18 protein-coding genes, 2 tRNA genes and 1 pseudogene are annotated in these 21453 nt (G+C 74.8%); 9 read left to right on the top strand and 12 right to left on the bottom strand.

What is annotated here, in order from left to right; all coding sequences use genetic code 11:
• Positions 1-235 precede the first annotated feature (235 nt).
• Both ACZ4WV_RS09020 and ACZ4WV_RS09025 read left to right on the top strand, forming a co-directional pair.
• Positions 236-1963 carry a chitinase gene (locus ACZ4WV_RS09020; RefSeq protein ID WP_465744325.1) on the top strand — a complete coding sequence of 576 codons (1728 nt, stop codon included), beginning with the start codon at positions 236-238 and terminating at the stop codon, positions 1961-1963.
• Positions 1964-2046: 83 nt separating this feature from the next.
• Positions 2047-2369: pseudogene (locus tag ACZ4WV_RS09025) on the top strand (hypothetical protein); the annotation flags it as partial.
• On the opposite strand, the gene ACZ4WV_RS09030 reads toward ACZ4WV_RS09025, so the two are convergent.
• The 3 genes from ACZ4WV_RS09030 to ACZ4WV_RS09040 form a co-directional block, all read right to left on the bottom strand.
• Positions 2366-2995 carry a DJ-1/PfpI family protein gene (locus ACZ4WV_RS09030; RefSeq protein WP_465744327.1) on the bottom strand — a complete coding sequence of 210 codons (630 nt, stop codon included), beginning with the start codon at positions 2993-2995 and terminating at the stop codon, positions 2366-2368. The pseudogene ACZ4WV_RS09025 and the gene ACZ4WV_RS09030 overlap by 4 nt on opposite strands.
• Positions 2995-3966 carry a GlxA family transcriptional regulator gene (locus tag ACZ4WV_RS09035; protein WP_465744328.1) on the bottom strand — a complete coding sequence of 324 codons (972 nt, stop codon included), beginning with the start codon at positions 3964-3966 and terminating at the stop codon, positions 2995-2997. The genes ACZ4WV_RS09030 and ACZ4WV_RS09035 overlap by 1 nt, the downstream gene beginning before the upstream one ends.
• 193 nt (positions 3967-4159) lie before the next feature.
• Positions 4160-4233 (bottom strand) — tRNA-Lys (locus tag ACZ4WV_RS09040).
• Between the two features lie 200 nt (positions 4234-4433).
• Between ACZ4WV_RS09040 and ACZ4WV_RS09045 the strand changes: the two genes are divergently transcribed.
• Positions 4434-6017: a Na+/H+ antiporter gene (locus tag ACZ4WV_RS09045; RefSeq protein ID WP_465744330.1), complete on the top strand. Its 1584-nt coding sequence runs from the start codon at positions 4434-4436 to the stop codon at positions 6015-6017.
• Positions 6018-6208: 191 nt separating this feature from the next.
• Positions 6209-7870 (top strand): glucose-6-phosphate isomerase, encoded by a 1662-nt coding sequence (gene pgi / locus ACZ4WV_RS09050; protein ID WP_465744332.1) that lies wholly within the window; start codon positions 6209-6211, stop codon positions 7868-7870.
• Positions 7871-7979: 109 nt separating this feature from the next.
• On the opposite strand, the gene ACZ4WV_RS09055 is transcribed toward pgi, so the two are convergent.
• The 3 genes from ACZ4WV_RS09055 to ACZ4WV_RS09065 all read right to left on the bottom strand — a co-directional run bounded on the left by ACZ4WV_RS09055 (position 7980) and on the right by ACZ4WV_RS09065 (position 9149).
• Positions 7980-8053, bottom strand: a tRNA-Lys gene (locus ACZ4WV_RS09055).
• 68 nt (positions 8054-8121) lie between these two features.
• Positions 8122-8679, bottom strand: coding sequence for a bifunctional DNA primase/polymerase (locus ACZ4WV_RS09060; RefSeq protein WP_465744334.1), 558 nt, complete (start codon positions 8677-8679; stop codon positions 8122-8124).
• A gap of 113 nt (positions 8680-8792) precedes the next feature.
• Entirely contained in the window at positions 8793-9149 is a 357-nt protein-coding gene (locus ACZ4WV_RS09065; protein WP_465744336.1) for a hypothetical protein, read from the bottom strand.
• Positions 9150-9436: 287 nt separating this feature from the next.
• Here ACZ4WV_RS09065 and ACZ4WV_RS09070 point away from each other — a divergent pair, with 287 nt between their 5' ends.
• Positions 9437-9775: a hypothetical protein gene (locus ACZ4WV_RS09070; RefSeq protein ID WP_465744338.1), complete on the top strand. Its 339-nt coding sequence runs from the start codon at positions 9437-9439 to the stop codon at positions 9773-9775.
• A 6-nt stretch (positions 9776-9781) separates the two neighbouring features.
• On the opposite strand, the gene ACZ4WV_RS09075 is transcribed toward ACZ4WV_RS09070, so the two are convergent.
• From ACZ4WV_RS09075 to ACZ4WV_RS09090, 4 genes are all read right to left on the bottom strand, one after another.
• Positions 9782-11185: an AAA family ATPase gene (locus ACZ4WV_RS09075; protein ID WP_465744339.1), complete on the bottom strand. Its 1404-nt coding sequence runs from the start codon at positions 11183-11185 to the stop codon at positions 9782-9784.
• Entirely contained in the window at positions 11185-12795 is a 1611-nt protein-coding gene (locus ACZ4WV_RS09080; protein WP_465744341.1) for a hypothetical protein, read from the bottom strand. The genes ACZ4WV_RS09075 and ACZ4WV_RS09080 overlap by 1 nt, the downstream gene beginning before the upstream one ends.
• A complete protein-coding gene (locus ACZ4WV_RS09085; RefSeq protein WP_465744343.1) occupies positions 12792-14039 on the bottom strand; it encodes a hypothetical protein in 1248 nt (415 codons plus the stop codon). The genes ACZ4WV_RS09080 and ACZ4WV_RS09085 overlap by 4 nt, the downstream gene beginning before the upstream one ends.
• A gap of 158 nt (positions 14040-14197) precedes the next feature.
• On the bottom strand, positions 14198-14779 hold the full coding sequence (locus ACZ4WV_RS09090) for a TetR/AcrR family transcriptional regulator (protein ID WP_465744345.1): 582 nt from the start codon (positions 14777-14779) through the stop codon (positions 14198-14200).
• An 84-nt stretch (positions 14780-14863) separates the two neighbouring features.
• Between ACZ4WV_RS09090 and ACZ4WV_RS09095 the strand changes: the two genes are divergently transcribed.
• A complete protein-coding gene (locus tag ACZ4WV_RS09095) occupies positions 14864-15745 on the top strand; it encodes an SDR family oxidoreductase (protein ID WP_465744347.1) in 882 nt (293 codons plus the stop codon).
• A 227-nt stretch (positions 15746-15972) separates the two neighbouring features.
• A complete protein-coding gene (locus tag ACZ4WV_RS09100) occupies positions 15973-16635 on the top strand; it encodes a histidine phosphatase family protein (protein WP_465744349.1) in 663 nt (220 codons plus the stop codon).
• Positions 16636-16707: 72 nt separating this feature from the next.
• On the opposite strand, the gene ACZ4WV_RS09105 is transcribed toward ACZ4WV_RS09100, so the two are convergent.
• Positions 16708-18351: a tetratricopeptide repeat protein gene (locus ACZ4WV_RS09105; protein WP_465744351.1), complete on the bottom strand. Its 1644-nt coding sequence runs from the start codon at positions 18349-18351 to the stop codon at positions 16708-16710.
• Positions 18352-18615: 264 nt separating this feature from the next.
• Here ACZ4WV_RS09105 and ACZ4WV_RS09110 point away from each other — a divergent pair, with 264 nt between their 5' ends.
• Positions 18616-19128, top strand: coding sequence for a hypothetical protein (locus ACZ4WV_RS09110; RefSeq protein ID WP_465744353.1), 513 nt, complete (start codon positions 18616-18618; stop codon positions 19126-19128).
• A gap of 105 nt (positions 19129-19233) precedes the next feature.
• On the top strand, positions 19234-20139 hold the full coding sequence (locus tag ACZ4WV_RS09115) for a spermidine synthase (RefSeq protein ID WP_465744355.1): 906 nt from the start codon (positions 19234-19236) through the stop codon (positions 20137-20139).
• Positions 20140-20531: 392 nt separating this feature from the next.
• Here ACZ4WV_RS09115 and ACZ4WV_RS09120 read toward each other — a convergent pair whose 3' ends face one another.
• Entirely contained in the window at positions 20532-21392 is an 861-nt protein-coding gene (locus ACZ4WV_RS09120) for a hypothetical protein (protein ID WP_465744357.1), read from the bottom strand.
• Positions 21393-21453 lie beyond the last annotated feature (61 nt).

Raw genomic sequence — 21453 nt, forward strand, 5'->3', positions numbered from 1 at the left:
CCCTCCATCCTTCGACGGGGTGTCACCCCCGGCAACCGGGGCGGTCCGCCGGGTGCCCGCGCCGGCACGTCCGGACCGGTCTGCACCGGTATGGACCATTGACAGCGCGCCGGCGGATCCACTTCAGTGGTCTAGTCCAACTTGGGTGCCAGGCCGGGCCGTTCCCCCCACTGGCGCGTGCTCCGGCGTGCCCTCGGACGTCCCCCCACGACCGCGCCATCGCAGGAGCACCCGCATGCGCAGAACCACGTCCCGCAGGACCGCCTCCGGCAGTAACTCGCCCCGCGGAACCACGTCCGGCAGAACACCGGGCGAGGGCCGTCGCGCCGCCCTCGCCGCCGGCACCGCCTCCGCCGTCGCCGCGGCCACCCTGGCCGGCGTCACCCTGGGCCTGGCGCCGGCCGCCTCGGCCGGCGAGTTCCTGGCCAACGGCGGCTTCGAAACCGGCGCGCTCGGCCCCTGGACCTGCTCCGGGAACACCGGCAGCGTCGTCACCGCCCCGGTGCACGGCGGCCGCTACGCACTCGCCGCCGCGGCCACCACGGGCGACACCGCCCAGTGCGCCCAGACCGTCGCCGTCGCGCCCAACACCACCTATACGCTCAGCGCCTACGTCAACGGCTCGTACGTCTACCTGGGCGTCGACGGCGGCGGCCCCAGCACCTGGACGCCCGGCACCGGCGGCGGCTACCAGAAGCTCAGCCTCGGCTTCACCGCCGGCGCCAACCAGACCAGCGCCACCGTGTACACCCACGGCTGGTACGGGCAGGGCACCTACTACGCGGACGACGTCTCGCTGGACGGCCCGGGCGCTCCCACCCCGACGCCGACCTCCACTCCGACCCCGACGCCCACGTACACCGGGTCCCCGACGCCCGCGCCCACCGGCACGCCCACCCCGACCCCGACGGGCACGCCCACCGGCACCCCGACCGGGACCCCCGCCGGCGGCCACGCCCTGGTCGGCTACCTGCACGCCAGCTTCGCCAACGGCGCCGGCTACACCCGGATGGCCGACGTCCCCGCCTCCTGGGACATCATCGACCTGTCCTTCGGCGAGCCCACCTCCCCGACCTCCGGCGACATCCGCTTCAACCGCTGCCCGACCACCGACTGCCCGACCGCCGAGTCCGACGCCGACTTCAAGGCCGCCATCGCCGCCAAGCGCGCCCAGGGCAAGAAGGTGCTGATCTCGATCGGCGGCCAGAACGGCCAGGTCCAGCTGACCACCACCGCCGCCCGGGACGCCTTCGTCAGCTCGGTCTCGGCGATCATCGACAAGTGGGGCCTGGACGGCCTGGACATCGACTTCGAGGGCCATTCGCTCTCCCTCGACACCGGCGACACCGACTTCAAGAACCCCACCAGTGCGGTGATCGTCAACCTGATCTCGGCGCTGAAGACCCTCAAGGCCAAGTACGGCCCGGGCTTCGTGCTGACCATGGCGCCCGAGACCTTCTTCGTCCAACTCGGCTACCAGTACTATGGATCCGGCCCCTGGGGCGGCCAGGACCCGCGCGCCGGGGCGTACCTGCCGGTCATCCACGCGCTGCGCGACGACCTCACCCTGCTGCACGTCCAGGACTACAACTCCGGCTCCATCATGGGCCTGGACAACCAGTACCACTCGATGGGCGGCGCCGACTTCCACGTCGCGATGACGGACATGCTGCTCAAGGGCTTCCCGGTGGCGGGCAACACCGCGAACGTGTTCCCGCCGCTGCCGGCCTCGAAGGTCGCGATCGGCATGCCGGCCACCACCAACGCGGGCAACGGGTACGTCGCCCCCGCGGAGGTCGACAAGGCGCTGGACTGCCTCACCAAGCTGACCGCCTGCGGGACGTACGTGCCGCGTTCGGGCGCCCAGCCGAACCTGCGCGGGCTGATGACCTGGTCGATCAACTGGGACCGGTTCGGCGGCCAGGAGTTCTCCAAGAACTTCGACGGCTACTTCGGCCGGTGATCCGACCAGCGCGGGGCCGTGCTTGAACCTGACACCCGTGTGAGGTCCGCGCATGGCCCCATGGCGACCACCCAGCTCACAACCCCGGTACCCCGCAAGTGCTCTTCGTGCTCGCCCACACCATCCTGTTCACCTACATCGCGCCTTTCCTCGACCGGGCCGGCCTCGGCGGGTCCGCCGACTCCGTGCTGCTGGTCTTCGGACTGGCCTCCCTGGCGAGCGTCTGGCTCGTCGGCGTCCACATCCACCGCCGCCTGCGGCAGCGGGCGGCGGGGTCCTCGGCGGCCTGGTGCTCGGCCGCCTCGGCACCGGCGCCCTGCCCTGGACGGTGCTCGCGCTGCTGCTGCCCGTCCTGGCGGTGACCCTGGCCGCCCGCCGCCACGGCTTCCCGGCGACGCGCGGTTAGCTCCGCAGCAGCCGTTTCGCTTCCTCGACCACCTCGGGGGACGCCTTCGCGAGGGAGCCCGAGGCGTACGGCGGCTGCGGGTCGTACTCGATCAGCAACTGGAGCGCCTGCGCGGTCGCGTCCCCGGCGATCAGGCCGGTCAGCGTCAGCGCGAGGTCGATCCCGGCCGAGACGCCGGCCGCGGTCGCGTACTTGCCGTCGACCACGATCCGCTCCGTCCCGGTGGGTTCCGCCCCGAAGCCGGCCAGCTGGTCCAGGCAGATCCAGTGCGAGGTGGCCCGGCGGCCCCGGAGCAGTCCGGCGGCGCCCAGCAGCAGCGAGCCGGAGCAGACGGAGGTGGTCCAGGTGGTGGTCGCGTCGATCGCGCACACCCACTCGACCACGGCCGGGTCGGTCAGCTGCGCCGCCGTCCCGGGCCCACCGGGCACCAGCAGCAGGTCGGCCGCGTCCACCTCGTCCAGGGTGGCTTCCGCGGTGAGTGCCAGGCCCGCCATGTCGGTGCGGACCGGCCCGCGCCGGGCCGCGGTGAACACCACCTCGGCGCCGGGGATCCGGGACAGCACCTCGCACGGGCCCACGGCGTCGAGGGCGGTGAAGTGGTCGTACACCAGGACGGCGATGCGCATCAGTGTCCTCCATCGGGACGGGGTCGGAAGCGGCGTCGGTATTCGGCGGGCGGGGCGGCCAGGGTCCGGACGAAGGCGCGCCGCATCGCCTCCGGGGTGCCGTAGCCGCAAGAGCGGGCGATCTCCTCGACGCCGTCGTCGGTGTCCTCCAGCAGCCGCCGGGCGGCCTCCAGCCGCACGCCGTCGACGTACCGGCCCGGGGTCACCCCCACCTCGGCGGCGAAGGCGCGGGCGAAGTGCCGCGGCGACAGCGCCGAGCGGCGGGCCAGTGCCTCGACCGAGAGGTCGGCCTCCGGGTGCTCGGCGATCCACCGCTGCACCTCGCGCAGCGGCTGCCGGGCCGCCACCTGGGCGGCCAGCTGGGTGCTGAACTGGGCCTGGTTGCCGGGCCGGCGCAGGAAGACCACCAGGTGGCGGGCGACCAGCAGCGCGGCGTCCCGGCCGAGGTCCTCCTCGACCAGCGCCAGGGCGAGGTCGATCCCGGCGGTGACCCCGGCCGAGGTGGCGACGTGGCCGTCCCGGACGTGGATCGGGTCAGGGTCCACCTCGACGTCGGGGAACCGCCGGGCCAGTGCCTCGCAGTACGCCCAGTGGGTGGTCGCCCGGCGCCCGGACAGCAGCCCGGCCTCGGCGAGCAGGAAGGCCCCGGTGCACACCGACACCACCCGCTCGGCCCGACCGGCCAGCTCCCGGATCCGCGCCACCAGCGCGTCGTCCGGGTGCCCGGTGCCCCGCCCGCCGGGGACCAGCAGGGTGTGCGCCGACGCGACCTCGGCGAGGTCCTCGTCCGGCAGCAGCCGCAGCCCGCTGCAACTGCGCACCGGCCCGCCGCCGAGCGAGGCCGTGGTCACCCGGTACGCGCCCGGCTGCCCGCAGGCCGTGCCCGCTCCCGCGAACACCTCCAGGGGGCCGGTCACGTCGAGGCTCTGCACGCCCTCGTGGAGGACGATGACCACGCTGCGCGCTCTCATGCGGCCAGCCTGTCAGCGGGCCGGGATGGCAGCAATGACCTGTTTCCCACCTTTCCTGCCACCACCGACGGCGCGGCCGGTATTGGCCTGTACGCCGAAACGCCGGAAGGTCGGATAGCCGAAACGCCGGAAGGTCGGATAGCCGAAACGCCGGAAGGCCCTCCGCTCTCGCGTAGGGCCTTCCGGCTGTCTGTGCGCCGCCAGGGACTCGAACCCCGGACCCGCTGATTAAGAGTCAGCTGCTCTAACCAACTGAGCTAGCGGCGCCTGCTGACGCGGAGAACATTACCTGGTCAGCGGCTGAAACACCCAATCGGCCCCGTCACGGTGACCGCCCTCGTGTCTGCTCCCCGGACCTGAAGTCCGCTGGAGGTCAAGCCGCCGTTCGGCGCGTCTTCACTGATGGGCGCATTGTCAGATTTATCCTGGGCGGCGCTCAGCCGTCCGCCGTCGAGAGGAACCTCCCCGTGGGCCAGCTGCCGCTGTTCTTCCTGGTGCTGCTCGCCTCCGTGGTGACCATGCCGCTCGCCCGCAGGACGGCGGTGCCGCAACCGGTCCTGATGACCCTCCTCGGCATCGCCATGGCGCTCATCCCCCAGATCCCGGACGTCTCCCTCGACCCCGACCTGATCCTCCCGCTGGTCCTGCCGCCGCTGATCTTCGCGGTCGCCCGGCGTTCCTCGGTCCGCTACTTCAAGGCCAACATCCGCTCGATCCTGCTGCTGGCCGTCGCCCTGGTGGTGGTCACCACCATCGCCGTCGCCGGTACGGTGCACTGGCTGCTGCCCGCCCTGCCGCTGGCCGCCGCCATCGCGGTCGGCGCGGTGGTCTCCCCGCCGGACCCGGTCGCCGCCGTCGCGGTGGCCGGCAGCATCGGGCTGCCCCGGCGCCTGGTGGCGATCCTGGAGAGCGAGGGCCTGTTCAACGACGTCACCGCGATCGTCATCTACTCGCTGGCCATCGAGGCCATGGTCAGCGGCGACTTCTCGGTCGGCGACGCGGTGCTGCGCTTCGTCCTGTCCGCCGTGCTCGCCGTGGTCGTCGGCGTGGCCCTCGGCTGGATGAACGCCAAGCTGGCCGGGCTCCTGGACGACCCGACCCAGCAGGTCGCGCTCAACCTGCTGGTGCCCTTCGCCGCCTACACCCTCGCCGAGGAGATCCACGGCTCCGGTGTGCTCGCCGTCGTCATCTGCGCCCTCTACCTCGCCGAGCGGGCCGCCGACGCCGACGCCGTCTCCTACCGCCTGGTGGGCAACGCCTTCTGGGAGGTGGTCGAGATCCTGATCACCGGCGTGGCCTTCGGCCTGATCGGTCTGGAGCTGGCCACCGTGCTCAAGGAGGCCGGCAAGGGCTGGACCGGATTCATCGGCGACGCTGCCGTCGTCATCGCGGTCGTGGTGGGAGTCCGGCTGTTCTGGATGCTGCCGGCCGGCTGGCTGTCGCGCAGGCTGCGCCGCGGTGACGACGAGGACACCCCGTTCAGCTGGCGGGAGAGCGTGATCCTCTGGTGGTCCGGCATGCGCGGCGTGGCGACCGTCGCGCTGGCCCTCGCCATCCCGCTCGCCCTGCACTCCGGCGCGGACTTCCCCGAACGCGGCCGGCTGGTCTTCATCGCGTTCAGCGTGGTGCTGTTCACCCTGCTGGTCCAGGGCCTGAGCCTGCCCTGGCTGGCCAAGCGGCTGGAGCTGGACATCGACCAGGACAAGCACGAGCAGGCCGTCCGTCAGCTCTGGTGGCGGGCCGCCAAGGCCGGCCTGGCCCGGCTCGGCGAACTGGAGGAGCAGGACCGGCTGCCCGCCGAGGTCGCCGACCGCCTGCGGGACCGTCAGCACGACCGGCTGGCCCGGCTCTGCCCCGAGAAGTACGCCGAGGAGGACGCCGCCGAGGCCAAGCAGCGCCTCGCCCAGTGGCGGGTCGCCCGGGACGTCGAACAGGAGATGATCGCCGCCTCCCGGCGCGAGATGCTCGTCGCCCGCAGCGAGCTGGGGGCCGACCCGGAGCTGGTCGACCAGGTGCTGCGCGGGCTGGACCTGCGCACGGAACGGAAGTGACGGGCAGTCCGGGCCCACCGGGCGGAATGTGCGCGACCGCCCCCGGGGTTGCATAGGCTGATCCCGGGCAGGCCGTCAACGGAGTCGGCGCACCACCCGTACCCGCACGACCTCGCACGGGGCCCCTCACGTCCGGGGCTCACCGCCTGGCCCTGCCGGTTTCTGCACCCAGATGAATCGAGGACCCACCGATGTCGGAGACCCGCGCCGACGCCCGCACCCCGCTCGACCGCACCCCGCAGTGGGCCGCCCTGGCCAAGCACCGGGAGCAGCTGGGCGGGACGCACCTGCGCGAGCTGTTCGCCGCCGATCCCGAGCGCGGCAGCCGCTACACCCTGCAGGTCGGCGACCTGCACGTGGACTACGCCAAGCACCTGGTCACCGACGAGACGCTGGAGCTGCTGCGCGAGCTCGCCGCCGCCACCGGCGTCGCCGAGCTGCGGGACGCGATGTTCCGCGGCGAGAAGATCAACAACACCGAGCACCGCGCCGTCCTGCACACCGCGCTGCGGGCCCCGCGCGGAGCCGTGATCGAGGTCGACGGCGAGAACGTGGTGCCCGCCGTGCACGCCGTCCTCGACAAGATGGCCGGCTTCGCCGAGCGGGTCCGCAACGGCGAGTGGAAGGGCCACACCGGCAAGCCGATCCGCACCGTCGTCAACATCGGCATCGGCGGCTCCGACCTCGGCCCCGCGATGGCCTACGAGGTGCTCCGCTCCTACACCAAGCGCGACCTGGCCGTCCGCTTCGTCTCCAACGTGGACGGCGCCGACCTGCACGAGGCGGTCCGCGACCTCGACCCGGCCGAGACGCTGTTCATCGTGGCCTCCAAGACCTTCACCACCATCGAGACCATCACCAACGCGGTCTCCGCCCGCGACTGGCTGCTCGGCGGCCTGGGCGCCGGCACCGAGGCGGTGGCCAAGCACTTCGTCGCGCTGTCCACCAACGCCCAGGGCGTGCAGGACTTCGGCATCGACACCGCCAACATGTTCGAGTTCTGGGACTGGGTCGGCGGCCGCTACTCCTACGACTCGGCGATCGGCCTGTCGCTGATGATCGCCATCGGCCCGGACGCCTTCCGCGAGATGCTGGACGGCTTCCACCTGGTCGACGAGCACTTCCGCACCGCCCCGGCGGAGCGGAACGTCCCGCTGCTGCTCGGCCTGCTCGGCGTCTGGTACGGCGCCTTCTTCGACGCCCAGGCGCATGCGGTGCTGCCGTACTCGCACTACCTGTCCAAGTTCACCGCCTACCTGCAGCAGCTGGACATGGAGTCCAACGGCAAGTCGGTGACCCGCGACGGCACGCCGGTCAACTGGCAGACCGGCCCGGTGGTGTGGGGCACCCCCGGCACCAACGGCCAGCACGCCTACTACCAGCTGCTCCACCAGGGCACCAAGCTGATCCCGGCCGACTTCATCGGCTTCGCCAGGCCGGTCGCCGACCTGCTGCCGGGCCTGGTCGCCCAGCACGACCTGCTGCTGGCCAACTTCTTCGCCCAGACCCAGGCGCTGGCCTTCGGCAAGACCCCGGAGGAGGTCGCGGCCGAGGGGGTGCCGGCCGAGCTGGTCCCGCACAAGACCTTCCAGGGCAACCACCCGACCACCACGATCCTGGCCGGGGAGCTGACCCCCTCGGTGCTCGGCCAGCTGGTCGCGCTGTACGAGCACAAGGTGTTCGTTCAGGGCGCGGTCTGGAACATCGACTCCTTCGACCAGTGGGGCGTCGAGCTGGGCAAGGTGCTCGCCAAGCGGATCGAGCCGGTGCTGCTGACCGGTGAGGGCGGCGAGCAGCTGGACAGCTCCACTGCGGCGCTGGTCGCCCGCTACCGCGAACTGCGCGGCCGCTGAACCCCGGCCGGGCCGTCCGCTCCGGCGGGCGGCCCGGACCTCCGGCGCCGCCACGGGTGCCGAACGCCGAGAGGCCCTCCGCTTCCGCGAAGGGCCTCTCGGCTGTCTGTGCGCCGCCAGGGACTCGAACCCCGGACCCGCTGATTAAGAGTCAGCTGCTCTAACCAACTGAGCTAGCGGCGCCTGCTGACACGGAAAACTGTAGCAGCGGCCCGCGGCCTCGCCAAAATCGAATACCGGCCGCTCCCCGTTCACCCCCCGGTCACCAGGACCGGCTCCGTCGGGGCTGGCGCGCCGGGCTCGCGCGCCGCCCGTACGCAGGCCCAGAGCACCACCGAGGCGCCGGGCAGCCAGGGCTCCCGCTCCTCCGGGGCGACGATCCAGCGGCCCGAACCCCTGCTGGGGGACTCGGGGCCGTGCACCATCCGCTGGAGCGGCGGCACCGTCACCGCGTCGCCCTTGCCGTGGCACAGCAGCGGCGGTACGTCGCGGGCCCACTCCTCCCAGGCCAGCAGCCGGCGCAGCCGGGGCGCCGCGCCGGGCTGGACGAACAGCAGGGTGCGCCCCCGGTAGCCCGCGACCGGCCCGCAGCCCGGGCCGGACGCCCACAGCTCGTCCAGCACCCGGCGCCCGAACAGCGACGGCATGCTGATCACGTCGAAGGCGCGCCCGCAGGGCAGCACCGAGGGCGCCCACGGGCGGGAGTCCCAGAGGGCGCGCATGCTGCGCGGGTACTCGCTGGCGGAGGCGAGCCAGGCCTCTCCGGCCACGCTGACGTACTCCACCGACTGATGCGTCCAGATGTCCACGCCCAGCAGCCTGCGCCGTGCGCGCCCCCGGTGTGACCGAAAGCGCCGTTCGCCGGACAGGCCGACGGGGTACGGCGTACCCTTCCCCGCTGGCATATGCCAGGGGGTGACGGTCAGCCCTCCTGGAGGCGCGGCTGGAGCAGTCCGCGGCCGTACTCGATCATCTTGGCGGCGTAGTCGGGGGTCCAGTCCGCCCGCTCGGCGATCTCGGCGTCCGACAGCGCGTCGAACCGGCGCGGGTCGGCCAGCTGTGCGGCGGCGACCGCCTGGAAGTCGGTGGCCCGCTCGGCGGCCGTCCGGAAGGCCAGGGCCAGCTCGGTGGAGCGGCGCAGCAGCTCCCCGGGGTCGTCGATGGACTCCAGGTCGAAGAATCGTTCCGGCTCCGGCTCGGCGGACTGCGGCTCGAACAGCAGCTGCGCGGGGCGCAGTCGCCGGGTGGGCTCGGGCGCCTCGGCGGGGGAGTCGGGCATGGACGGACACCTCCGGGGTTTCGGTGAGGGAGGGCGGGCGGACTGCTCCGGGCCGCACCGCCCGGTTGTGGCCGTCGTCCATTGTCTCGCGGCGGCGGCCGGTAACGGAACGGTGCGCGCGCGGGCGCTATTCCCCGGCGCGCGCCGGGCGCACGCCACGGGCGCCCCGCATCCGCTTCGCATCCGAATCGCATGCGAACCGGTTGGTCCGCTGGAGGAGTCACCACGCTCCCCAGGCTCACCACGGCCATCACGCCCATCACGCCATCGGATCCCGGAGGACCCCTGTGCACGTACCCAAGACCCCGTCCGCCCGCGCCCGGCTCGCCGCCGCCGTCCTCGGGGCACTCGCCCCACTCGTCCCGGTCATTCCGGTGCTGCCGGCGGCGTCGGCCTTCGCCGCCGAGACGGCGAAGGTGGTCACCGGCCCGGCCAGCGCCCCCGGCGGCACCTCGACCGCGACCTGCCCGGCCGGCACCCACCTCACCGGCGGCGGCTACCGGCTCCAGCCCGACGCGGACGGCCCGGTGCGCGCCAACGGCCCGACCGCCGACGCGACCGGCTGGAGCGCCCAGGCCGCGCACGGCTCGGTGGTGGCCTTCGCGGTGTGCGAGACCGAGGACTGACCGCCGCTACCGCAGGCGGACCCGGTGGCCGCCGAGGTGCTCGAGCACCTGGTGGTTGGCCTCCCAGCCGTCCGGGAAGGCCACCGGGACGCCCAACTGGACCGGCTCGGTGGACGGGTGCTCGTCCAGCAGCTCGGCGATCCCGGCCCTGGCCACCACGATGCAGGCGTGCCGGTGCCGGGAGGCGAGCACGCAGAGCCGGCCGGTCTCCAGATGGAAGGCGGTCGCGTCCGGGCGCCCGGAGAGCGGGTGCAGCACCACCGTGACGTCGTACTCCCGGCCCTGCAGCCGGTTGGCGGTGTCCACGGTCACGGCCGGGCCGGCCGCGGCGTCCACCGGGACGCCCGCCTTGAGCAGGGCCGCCCGGACGGCCGCCGCCTGGTCCCGGTGCGCCGTGCCGACCGCGACCCGGTCCGCGGTGAGGGGGGCCCGGCCCTGCTCGGAGTGGGCCGTCAACCCGCGCTCCAGCAGCCGCCGGACGGTGGCCGCGACGGCCGCCACCGCCTGCGGGTCGGTCCGTACGGTGTGCCGGGCGGGCAGCTCCAGCAGGGCCCAGCCGTGCTCGGCCGCCCGGTCGATCGCGGCGTCCAGCGCCGAGCCGTCGGGGCGGACGGCGGCGGTCAGCCGCCGCTCGTCCGGGCCGGTTCCGGAGCGGAACGGCGTGTACGGGTAGAACGCCCGCGAGATCAGCGGGGCGGCGCTCGCGGGCAGCCGCCAGGAGACCGGCAGCCGGTGCGGCTCGATCTGCGGGTTGTGCGCCAGCAGGGTGACCACGGCGCTGCTGGACGGGTCGTAGGACAGGCCCGCCCACTGCTCGGTGCCGACCACGGTGAACGGGTCCAGTTGGCCCGGGTCGCCGACGAACAGCGCCCGCTCGAACAGCCGGGCCACCGCGAGCAGGGCGTCCGAGCGCATCTGGTACGCCTCGTCGACGATCGCGTGCCGCCACGGCGCCTCGGTCCGGACCCACTGCCACTTGGCGGAGGTGGAGATCACCACGTCCTGCTCGGCCAGGTCGGCGACCTTGTCGGAGGGCGTGACATTGGCATGCCTCAACACCTCCGGGCCGGGCCTGGAGTCCGCCGCGTGCAGCCGGCCGATCGTCAGGTCCGGCGCCTTCTCGGCCAACCGGCCGACCAGGTCGTCCACCTGGCCGTTGGTCTGGGCGACGATCATCAGCCGCTCCCCGGCCGCCACCAGCTCGCGGGCGGCCCGCACGACCAGCGTGGACTTCCCGGCTCCGGGCGGCGAGTCCACCACCACGCCGCGCGGGGCGCCGACCGTCGGGTGGACGGTCGCCGCCAGGATCCGGGCCACGGCGGCGTCGGCGGCGACGCCCGGGGCGGGGACCGGGTTCGCGGCCTGGGCGTCAGCCGGGTTCGCGGCCTGGTCGGGGGCCGGCACGGCCATCACTCCCACTCCTCGGAGACGGACAGGGCGGTTGCGGGTGCGGCTGCGGGTGTGCCGCCGGGCGGGCCGCCGTGGGTCCACGGCGTGTCGTCCGGCTCGGGCAGCGGCGCGGACTGGCGGACCGTCAACTCGAACAGGGTGAAGGTGACCGGCTCGCCCGGCTCGGGCAGGCTGCCCGGTTCGGGCTCCTTCTTGCGGCCCATGCCGGACAGCACCCGCAGGGTGATGGTGCCCTCGGTGGGCTCGACCGCGACGATCTCGGCCTTCTGCGCGGACGGCCCGTGCACCCGGTGCACCTCTCGCCCGGGGTCGGCGTGCGGGCGGTCGGCGGTGCGCAGGGTGACCAGCGGGCGGGGCTTGGGGGAGCGCCCGGTGGTGTCCCAGTCCGGCACCACCTCCGTCACCACCCCGCTGAACGCCTCACCGGCGAGCCGGTGCTCGGCCATCGCCAGCGGGTCGTCCAGCGCCTCCTGGACGTCGAGCCGCGCCTGCTCGCGCTCGCGCTGGGCGAGTTTGCGGGCGGCGGTGACGGCGTCGTCCTGCCGGGGCTGCGGGGGCTCGCCGGCCGCCAGGCGGTCCCGGTGGCCGGTGTAGGACCAGCGGTCGCCGGTCCAGCGCTCCTCCAGGTGGCCGGCCGGCGGCAGGGTGCGCAGCAGGTCCAGGCCCCGCCAGACGTCCCGCCAGGTGGGCAGCAGGACGGCGGTCAGCACCTCCCGCAGCTGGTCGACGGCCGAGCGGACGGCCGCCCGGGCACGCTCCGCGCCCGCCTCGTCCTGCTGCTCCCCGCTGTGCTGCAGGGCGCTGACGGCCGCGTCGTAGTGGGCGATCGCCGGGGCGAGCACGAACTCGTCGAAGCGCGGGTCGGTGCTCGGGCCGGCCGGCGGGTGCAGCAGCTGGCCCTGCTCGTCCCGGCCGGACTCGGCCAGCTCGGCCGCCTGCGCGCCGGTCAGACCCGGCGGCGGGTCGTGCCAGGCCAGCCGGGCGGCCAGGTGCTGGTCCTCCAGGTGGCTCTGGCCGGTGGCCCAGTGCCGGGCGAGCAGGCCGGTCATCGGCAGCAGCAGACTGGAGCCGGGCACCTGGGCACGGTCGGTGAGGTGGGTCAGCCAGCGGCCGAGCAGCGGCACCCGCAGCGGCGCCGGGTACGGGCCCGGATCGGCGTCCTCGGCGGTGCGGCGGAACCGGGTGGAGCGGCCGATCAGCGCGAGGTGGTGCACGCCCGCGCCGTTGGGGACGATCAGCTGCGGGGCGTCGCTGCACAGCTCGCGGAACACCTGGGTCTTCTCGCCGGTCTCCGGGTCCTTCTCGGAGCCCTCGATCTGCTCGACGTCGTCGGCGAAGGACTCCAGGTACGGGAGCAGGTCGGCGGCCAGCTTGGCGAGGAAGTCGAACCGCAGGGTGCGGTTGAGCGGCTGCGGGACGAAGTGCAGCCGGGGCGCGGCCCGGTCGGTGCCCAGCATCACGGCCAGCGGCGCCCCGGACTCACCGGCGGCGGTCAACGGGATCAGCACCATCGGGCGCTCCGACAGGTGCCGGTGCCGGACGGTGGCCAGCGGCTCGGCCCGTCCGCTGCGGACGGCCTCCAGCCGGGCGAGGGTGGTGAGGAGGCTCATGCCGGGCCACCGAGCGCTTCCGCGCGCAGGGCGGCCGCGTAGGCGAGGCGCTCGGCGGCGTCGTACTCGGTTGCGTCGTGCTGGGCCGCGTCGTACTCCTCTGCGGTGTCGTCGCCGGCCGTAGCACCGCTGCCCGCGCCGGAGGCGGCGGCGAGCGCCTCGCTGACCGTACGGATGCTGCCCAGCTCGCCGCGCACACCCGGGCCGAGCTGCTCGACCCGGTCGTCGCAGCGGGCCCGGGCGCGGCAGTGGAATCCGAGTTCGCAGGTGGAGAGGCAGTCCGGGCTGTACGCGGCGGGGACGGCCTCCACGGCGGCGGTCAGCTGCTCGGCGCTGCGGGCCGGGGCGCCGTCCTCGGCGACGGTCAGGTCGAAGTCGGCGCCCGGCGGCAGGGTGTCCAGCAGCCGCTCGATGCCGGTCATCCGGCTCAGCTGGCGGCGGGTGACGGCCAGCTCGCGGCGGACGTCGACGGCGACGGCCGTCGGCCGGTTGCCGAAGTCCTTCGGGCAGACCAGCAGCACGGTGGTGCGGGGGCTCCCGGGCAGCCGCTGCTCGGTGTACGGGTCGTCGGCCGGCGCCTGCCCGGCGGCCGCGGCGGCGGCTCGCTGGAGCGCCAGCACGTACACCGCGGCCTGGCGGGCGGCGGCGCCGACCTTCGCCGGGTCGGCGCCGCCGTCGAGCACCGGGAAGGACTTGATCTCGACCACCGTGCAGCGCCCGCCGTGCACCACCAGGGCGTCCGGCTCCAGGTAGGCGGTGCCGCCCGCCACCTCCAGGCGCAGCAGCGGGTGGTCCAGCAGCGTCCAGGCCTCCGGCTCGGCGGCGGCCGCGGCCAGCGCATCGGCCGTCCGGTCGGCGCGGACGGCCGGGCCGGAGCGGCGCAGCAGGTCCGGCACCAGCAGCGGGGCGCGGTCGTCGACCGGGAGGCCGAGGTGCGCGCGCAGCGGCTCCAGCAGCGCCGAGTAGTCGTCCGCCTTCAGCCGGGACTCGAAGATCACGCCTCGGGCGATCGCGAAGGGGGACTGGCCGAAGGGCGCGGGTCGGCCGAGCCGGGCGGCCAGCGCCGACTTGTCCACCCCGGCCGCGTCCAGCACCGCACGGCGGTGACAGCCCGGGTTCGCGGCGAGCGCGGCGAGGGCGCGGGCGTTCAGACTGCGCTGCGGGGCCGGTCCGCGCAGCTCGGCGAGCCGCTGGGCGAGCGGCTCAGCGGGCCCGCTGAGCGGGACGTTCGTCGAGACGTTCATGGTGCGGCCCAGTGTCGCATCCGGGTCCGACAACGCGGTGCGCACCGGCCCGTTCCGGCCGGAACGGTGACCGGTCGGGACGGCCGGGGCGGTCGGCGGATGCCCGGGATGGTCGGGACGGCCGGGGCGGTCGGCGGACGCCGGTTCGCCGGGTGCCGCTAGCGAAGCTCCGCAGCCGCCGCGCGGAGTTCGTCGAACGCGGCTCGGGTGAGGGTCACCAGCTCACCCGGGGCCTCGTCGCGGCTGGGGTCGACCCACCGGGTGTATCCGAGCTTGAACGCGAGGACGCCGAGTCCGGCGGCCACCTGCGCGGTGGATTCCGGGACGCCCCGTCTCCGCAACGCGTCGACCATCGCCGCGGCCATGCCGATGCTCTTCAGCGCATCGCGCCGCTGCAGTTCCTCGTTCGCCTCGATCGCCGCGTGGAGCAGCGGGCTGAGCTCGCGGTTGAACGACGTCATCTCGCCCGACGCGCGCTCCAGGCCGGCTGCGACGGCCGCCAGCGGTGTCGCGTCCACGGGGGCGGTTTCGATGCCTTCGGCCAGCAGGCGGCTGAGCGTCGTCTGTCCCGCGGTGAGGATCTCCCGCTTGTCGGAGAAGTGGCGGAAGAAGGTGCTCCGGGTGAGCCCCGCCCGCTCGGCGATCTGAGTGACCGTCGTGTCGTCGTAGCCCTGCTCGGCGAACAGGCTGAGTGCGGCCACGACCAGGCGCTGCCTGGCATCCGGTTTCCATCTCGGCATACGACCATGGTAGGCGACGCGACATCCGTCCCATCGCGGTGTACCGTGATGGGACACCAGTCGCATCACTCCTTGGAGCTCGCCATGCGCGTCTTCATCACCGGCGGAACGGGCCTGATCGGCTCCGCCGTCGTCGCCGAATTGCTCGCCGCAGGCCATTCCGTCACCGCCCTCGCTCGTTCCGACGCCTCTGCGGCACGCGCCGAGGCCGCGGGCGCCGGCGTGCTCCGCGGCGGTCTCACCGACCTCGACGTACTGCGAACCGGCGCGGAACAGGCCGACGGCGTCATCCACCTCGCCTTCAGCAACGACTTCAGCTCGCCCGAGGCGCTCGCGCGCGGAGTCGCCGAAGAGGGCGCTGCGCTCGCGGCGCTCGGCGACGCCCTCGTCGGCACGGATCGGCCGCTCGTCACCGTGTCCGGCACCCCCCACGTGCCGGGGCGCGCATCGACCGAGGAAGACCCGCTGCCCGCCCAGGGGCCCGTCGGCGGACGCAGCACGTCGGTCAACCGCGCACTCGCGCTCGCCTCGCAGGGTGTGCGCAGCTCGGCGGTACGGCTCCCGCGCACCGTCCACAACCAGGGCCAGGGCGGCTTCGCCGGGCTGCTCGCCGACATCGCCCGCCGCACCGGCGTCGCCGGCTACCCCGGGGACGGCGCACAGCGCTGGCCCGCCGTCCACGCGCTCGACGCCGCCCTCCTCTTCCGCCTCGCGCTGGAGAAGGCTCCGGCCGGAACGTCGTGGCACGCCGTCGCCGACGAGGGTGATGCCGTCCGCGACATCGCCGCGGTCATCGGGCGGCGGCTCGGCCTCCCGGCCACGTCGGTTCCGCAGGAGGGTTTCGGCCCCCTGGGCCCGATCTTCGCGACCGACCAGCCCGCGTCCAGCACTCACACCCGCCGCGCGCTCGGCTGGGAGCCGACGCGGCCGAGCCTGCTCGACGACCTGGAGAACATCGAAGCCTGAGCGGTCGGCCGGACAGATCGGCGCCCGCAGCGGCACCCGCCCGGGTCACGGGCACCCGCCCGAGGCTCCGGACGGGCCGAGGCCCCGGGTGACGACCGGCTCGACCGGACGCGGCACCGCCGGTCACCGGGGTCGCCCTCGTGGCCGCCGCCCGGGTGGGGGATCATGGAGCCCGGTGCTCAAGGGTGAGACCGACCGTTGACCGCCCCGTTGCGAGGAGTCCTCCCATGCCCGCCCGAATCGTCCTGGTCCGCCACGGTGAGACCGAGTGGTCGGCCACCGGCCGCCACACCGGCCGCACCGACATCCCGCTGACCGAGGCGGGCCGCGCGATGGCCCGGGCGCTCGGCGCCCGACTCGCCAAGGCGCCCTGGAACGGGCTGCCGGACGCGCTCGTCTACACCAGCCCGCTCGGCCGGGCCGAGGAGACCTGCGCACTGGCCGGTTTCGGCGACCGCGCAGTGGCCCGCCCCGAGCTGTTGGAGTGGGACTACGGCCAGTACGAGGGCCGCACCGGCGCGGACATCCGGGCCACCGACCACCCCGGCTGGCTGATCTGGCGCGACGGCGTGCCCGGCGGCGAGAAGCTCTCCGAGGTGGCCGCCCGGGTGGACTCCTTCCTCGCCGGCCTCAACGACGAGCACGGCGTCCCGCAGTCGGACACCACCGTGATGCACTGCGCCGACCAGGACGTCGTCCTGTTCGCGCACGGCCACCTGCTGCGCATCCTGACCGCCCGCTGGCTGGGCCTGCCGCCCGAGTTCGCCCAGCGGTTCAAGCTCGGAACGGCGGCGCTGTGCGTGCTGTCCTGGGAGTACGGCGCCCCGGCGGTCGAGGTGTGGAACGACCTGTCCCACCTGGAAGGGCTCGGGCTCAACCCGGGCCACTGAGTGCACCGAGTCCACCGAGTCCACTGGGCCGGCCGGGCCGGCTGAGGCCTTGGGGACCGTCAGACCGACCGCTCAGGCCGCCGCGGCCCGGTCGTAGCCGGCCAGGAAGCGGCGGACCTCGGGGACCGCGGCGTGCGGGCGCAACCGTCCCGCCGTGTCCGCCAGCATGCTGCGGATCCGGGCCGAGCGGACCTCGCCGAACAGCGCGACGGCGGCCGAGCCGTGGTGCGCCGCACCCGCCAAGTCCCCCCGGCCGAGCCGGTCGTGGGCCAGCTCGGCGGTGTACAGCACCCGGTTGCGGACGAAGTGCGGCTCCTGAAGCGCTATGGCCAGCGCGGCCTGCTCACTGGCACGGTCCCAGTCGCCGAGCGCGGACCAGCACTGCGACTGGAGGCCGGCGATCTCCGCCTCGCCGAAGAAGGACATCCACTCCGGGTCGGCCTCGCAGGGCCCCCGGTCGAACAACGTGTACGCCCGGCTGAGCGCGCGTTCGCAGGCGGAGCGGTCCCGCAGCAGGGCCCAGGCGCCGGCCTCGCGCATCGCCAGCAGGGCGAGCAGCCGGTCGGAGTCCAGGTACCGCGCGGCGGACTGCCCGGCCTGCGCGGCACGCAGTGCCTCGCGCGGGCGCCCGGCGTCCCGGGCGAGGAAGGCACTGTTGCAGAAGACGTGCGCCTCCAGGGCGGAGTCCCCGGCCATCCGGGCGGTGGCGAGCGCCTCCGCGTAGAACGAGCGGGCGTCCGCGAGCCGGTTCGAGTCGTGTGCCAACCAGCCCACCGAGATGGCCAGTTCACCGGCCCCCGCCTGGAGCCTGCGCTCCGTCTCGGCGCTGTACTCGCCCTCGTTGAGCAGGACGTAGGCGGTCCGCAGCGACTGCCCGGCCAGGTCGTACAGGGCGTCGGCGCCGTGGGCGTCGTCGGCCAGTCTGATGTCCCGGATGGCCCGTTCGACACCGAGCACTTCGGCGGCGCCGACCTTGCGGGGCGGTGGCACCGGCCCGGGGCGGCCGGGCACCACCGGATCCAGCCCGAGCAGCCTGGGCGCGGTGACCTCCGCACCGGGGAGGGCACCTGCGACGGCGCCCCGGCTGCCGGCCGGGCGGAAACCGGTGCCGGTCACGGGACCGGCCGCGGCCGGTCGGTCGATGCCGATCACGGTGGCCAGCGCGGCCGAGCCGCCGGCCAGGAACGTACGGCGACGCACGTCGTCGTTCTCCTCGTCGAGATAGGGCGGTCCGTCGGGCCCCCTGGGCACCGCGCCGGCCCTCGGCCACGGGGGACCGTCCGGAGCGGCTGGATCCGTGTACGGCGAGGCAGCGTAAGGGAGTTGGGTGGAGAGCGGTGAGCGCGGGGCGGGCAGGGACGGGAACGGTGGATGGAGCACGGACTGGAGCGGGGGCGCCTCGGCGGCCCCGGCCGCCCCACCGCCGTCCGCTGAGCGGCGGCGGACGGCGGTGCGGGGGGCGAAGCCGAGGTCGGTGAGCGTGCGGTCCGGCCACATGTGCCGGAAGACCCGCTCGTAGGCGTAGTTCGGGCAGCGGATCTCACCGGACTCGACCCGCCCGATGTAGCGGGCGTCGCAGGACACGTGCTCGCCGATCTCGCGGGCTGCCCGACGCACGGCCATGGCGAACTCGCCGGGTGAGCGGTCGCCGCGCAGTGCGCGCATCACGGTGTTGGGGGACGGTCGGTTCGGCTCGGCCGGTGGGGTGGCTGCCATGGCGCCGAGAGTACTCGGAGTTACCGAGCGGCCACAGGCGGTTTGTGGGACATAAGCCCTCAATACCCTGCAAAACGGGCGTGGTTGCGGGATATCTGCCATGAAATGCCATGCCTTGCTGTAAGGCGCCCCGTGGCCTCCAGTGCCATCGCCGCGTTGTCCTGATACGTGGAAGCCCAGGCCGCCCCCCGGCCCGTCCCCGCCCCGGCGTCCCACCACCGGCGGCCGCGCTTCCGACCCCGACGAGGTACAGGAGGGCCCGTGATGGCCACCGGACTGCCGCAGTACCGACCCGTCCCCGGGGGCGTGCTCGCCGGCGCCGCCCCCGCGCTGCTCCCCGACCCCGCCGACGACCGCTTCCCGGGCCGGAGCCAGGTCGGCGGCGGCTGCGGCCCCTGGGGCGGCCGCCGCAGGGACGGCGCCGCCCCCGAGGAGGCCGCGCTGGTCACCACCTGCGACACCGTGACGGTCGCCCTCCGGCACGGGCTGGAGGCGGTCGACATCCTGCGGCTCCGCCGCGCCTGCGGAGCCGTCCTACAGAGCCGCGACGGCAGCGCCGTCTCCTTCCTCGTCCCGGCCGGCACCTGGGAGACATGGCACCTGCCCGGCAGCTCCTGTACGGCCGGCGCGCTGGTGCCCGCCCCCACCGACCCCTGCTGGGTGATCCCGCCCACGGGCGCCGGCCGCGCCGTCCGTCCCACCGACGCCTGGGTGCTCCGCTCCGCCCTCTGCGAGGCCGCCTGCACGCTCACCGCGGGCGGTCTCGGCCCGTTCTGACGGGCGTGCCGCGAGGATCCCGCCGGGCCCGTACCTCCCCGGCCGGACCCCTGCGGCACGCCCCTGACCTGTGGGCGAGCCCGCGGGGCGGCGATAATGGCCGTCATGGGACGAAGCAGCAGGGCCGCGCGCGACCCGGAACCGGCGGCCACCACCGGGCCGGGCGGCCGCACCCACGCCCAGGGCCCGCTCTCCCGTCCGGTCGGCTCCGGCTCGGCCGAGCTGCGCCCCGACCGCGACCGTTCCGCCGCCTGGACGCTGCTCATCGACGGCGCCCCGCAGTCCATGGTCGACCTCGCCGACCCGACCCACCTCGGCTTCGAGTACCAGCGCAGGCTCGGCCACCTGATCGACCTCGCCGCCCCGCCCGGCCGCCCGCTGACCGTCCTGCACCTGGGCGGCGGCGCGCTCACCCTGGCCCGTTACGTGGCCGCCACCCGGCCGCGCTCGCGCCAACAGGTCGCCGAGATCGACACCGCTCTCACCGAACTCGTCCGCGCCGAACTCCCCCTGGAGCGCGGCTGGCAGATCAAGGTGCGCGGCGCCGACGCCCGCAGCGTGCTGGAACGCACCCCCGAGGCCGGCGTCGACCTGGTCATCACCGACGTCTTCTCCGGCGCCCGCACCCCGGCGCACTGCACCACCGTCGAGTTCACCACCCTGGCGGCCCGCGCCCTCGCTCCCGGCGGCTGGTACACCGCCAACATCGCCGACGGGGCCGCCCTGGCCTTCGCCCGCTCCCAGGTCGCCACCCTCGCCGCGGTCTTCCCCGAACTCTGCCTGGTCGCCGACCCCGCCGTGCTGCGCGGCAAGCGCTTCGGCAACCTGATCCTCGCCGCGGCCCACGCCCCGCTCCCCGTCGCGGACCTCACCCGTCGCGTCGCCTCCGACTCCTCCCACGGGCGGGTCGAACACGGGCGCGCGCTCAGTGACTTCACCGCCGGTGCCGTTCCGGCCACGGACGCCACCGCCGCGCCGTCCCCGGCCCCACCGCCGGGCGTCTTCCGCTGAGGGCGGCTGACGGCCGTTGCGCCGCTGAGGGCCGCTGCGCCGCTGACGGTGGCTGACGGCCTCGGGCCGGCTCCCGGGCCCGCCTCGGGACCGCGGACCGTTGGCGGCCGACCGAGTCGCGCCGGACCTCGGCCCTGCCGCCCGGCTGCAGACCCGAGGGCGCTCGTTGCACAGCCGACCCGCCCGTCCGGCTGAGGCCGAACCGCTCACCGGCCTCCCGGCCGCCGCCCCGCCGCCGGCGCCGCCCCCGGCACGCCGAGCCGTCTCGCCCGGTGATGGGTGCGACGTGCATCGGCCCGGCGGGTGCACGCCGCCCGGCTCGATCCTCGGGTGCGAACTCCGCCTGCTGCACCTGGTCCTGAGGACGTCCGGGCCGTGGGCTGCTCAGTCGTTCAGTGCCCGCGCGGCAGTCCGCGGTGCTTGAACATGGCGGCGCCGGTGAGCAGCAGCCCGGCGGCGATGGGGGCGAGCACCGCGGTGGCCGTCGCGGAGCCGTCGCCGACGGCCGTGGCGGTCGCCGTGTCGGCGAGGGCGAGCGCCTCGGGCGCCCCGCCGTCAGCCGGGGTGACCGGTTCGGTGGAGGAGGCGGTGGAGGTTGAAGCGCCTGCCGCGTCGGCGGGTTCCACCGCGTCCTGCTCCTCGCGGACCGCCGCCTCCTGGACCGGCGGAGCGCCCGCCGTCCCGGACCGGGGCTGGGGCACGGCCCGCCGGTCGTGCGGCTGCGCGGCGGTGGGCGGTTCGGCGGGCTCGCCCGCACGGGAGGCTCGGTTCTCGGCCGGTCGGTCCTGGGCGGGGGCGCTGCCGAGCAGCCCGGAGGCGAGCGCGAAGGCGTCGGGCACGGCGGCGCGCTGTCCGGGCAGGGGGAGCCCGCCGGCCCGGATGCGCTGCTGGAGGACGCCGCCGATCCCGTCGGCGGCTCCGTCGACCGGTGCCACGCCGGTCAGTTCCCCGACGAGCCCGGGGGAGCCGGGCGCCGGAGCCTGCGCCGGTGCCGGGGGCCGGGCGGCTGACCGGCCGTCGGGCACCGGGCCGCCGTGCAGGGCGCGGCGGACGGCGGGCGGGGTCTGTCCGCGTGGCGGTTCCGTCGGGGCCGCGTACGCGCCCGGCGTTCCCACGCCCCAGAGTTGTGCGAGCAGGGCCCCTCCGGCGGCGAGGGTGCGCGGGCGGGGCAGCCACCGGGAGATCGCCCGCCGCGCTTCGGCGGTGCCGCGGGGGGCGGGGTCCAGGGGCTTCGTCGCGTGATTGGCTCGCATGTGAGTTGAGAACGAGCGGGAGGGCGCCGAAGTCACGCCCGCCGTCACGGACAGTCATCGC

The sequence above is a fragment of the Kitasatospora sp. NPDC029312 genome (genome assembly GCF_055569215.1).

Excerpts from the sequence above, each read along its gene's own strand:
- ACZ4WV_RS09020 (WP_465744325.1), top strand. The coding sequence starts at position 236 with ATGCGCAGAACCACGTCCCGCAGGACCGCCTCCGGCAGTAACTCGCCC.
- ACZ4WV_RS09030 (WP_465744327.1), bottom strand. The coding sequence starts at position 2,995 with ATGCGCATCGCCGTCCTGGTGTACGACCACTTCACCGCCCTCGACGCC.
- ACZ4WV_RS09035 (WP_465744328.1), bottom strand. The coding sequence starts at position 3,966 with ATGAGAGCGCGCAGCGTGGTCATCGTCCTCCACGAGGGCGTGCAGAGC.
- pgi (WP_465744332.1), top strand. The coding sequence starts at position 6,209 with ATGTCGGAGACCCGCGCCGACGCCCGCACCCCGCTCGACCGCACCCCG.
- ACZ4WV_RS09065 (WP_465744336.1), bottom strand. The coding sequence starts at position 9,149 with ATGCCCGACTCCCCCGCCGAGGCGCCCGAGCCCACCCGGCGACTGCGC.
- ACZ4WV_RS09075 (WP_465744339.1), bottom strand. The coding sequence starts at position 11,185 with ATGGCCGTGCCGGCCCCCGACCAGGCCGCGAACCCGGCTGACGCCCAG.
- ACZ4WV_RS09080 (WP_465744341.1), bottom strand. The coding sequence starts at position 12,795 with ATGAGCCTCCTCACCACCCTCGCCCGGCTGGAGGCCGTCCGCAGCGGA.
- ACZ4WV_RS09085 (WP_465744343.1), bottom strand. The coding sequence starts at position 14,039 with ATGAACGTCTCGACGAACGTCCCGCTCAGCGGGCCCGCTGAGCCGCTC.
- ACZ4WV_RS09090 (WP_465744345.1), bottom strand. The coding sequence starts at position 14,779 with ATGCCGAGATGGAAACCGGATGCCAGGCAGCGCCTGGTCGTGGCCGCA.
- ACZ4WV_RS09095 (WP_465744347.1), top strand. The coding sequence starts at position 14,864 with ATGCGCGTCTTCATCACCGGCGGAACGGGCCTGATCGGCTCCGCCGTC.
- ACZ4WV_RS09100 (WP_465744349.1), top strand. The coding sequence starts at position 15,973 with ATGCCCGCCCGAATCGTCCTGGTCCGCCACGGTGAGACCGAGTGGTCG.
- ACZ4WV_RS09105 (WP_465744351.1), bottom strand. The coding sequence starts at position 18,351 with ATGGCAGCCACCCCACCGGCCGAGCCGAACCGACCGTCCCCCAACACC.
- ACZ4WV_RS09110 (WP_465744353.1), top strand. The coding sequence starts at position 18,616 with ATGGCCACCGGACTGCCGCAGTACCGACCCGTCCCCGGGGGCGTGCTC.
- ACZ4WV_RS09115 (WP_465744355.1), top strand. The coding sequence starts at position 19,234 with ATGGGACGAAGCAGCAGGGCCGCGCGCGACCCGGAACCGGCGGCCACC.
- ACZ4WV_RS09120 (WP_465744357.1), bottom strand. The coding sequence starts at position 21,392 with ATGCGAGCCAATCACGCGACGAAGCCCCTGGACCCCGCCCCCCGCGGC.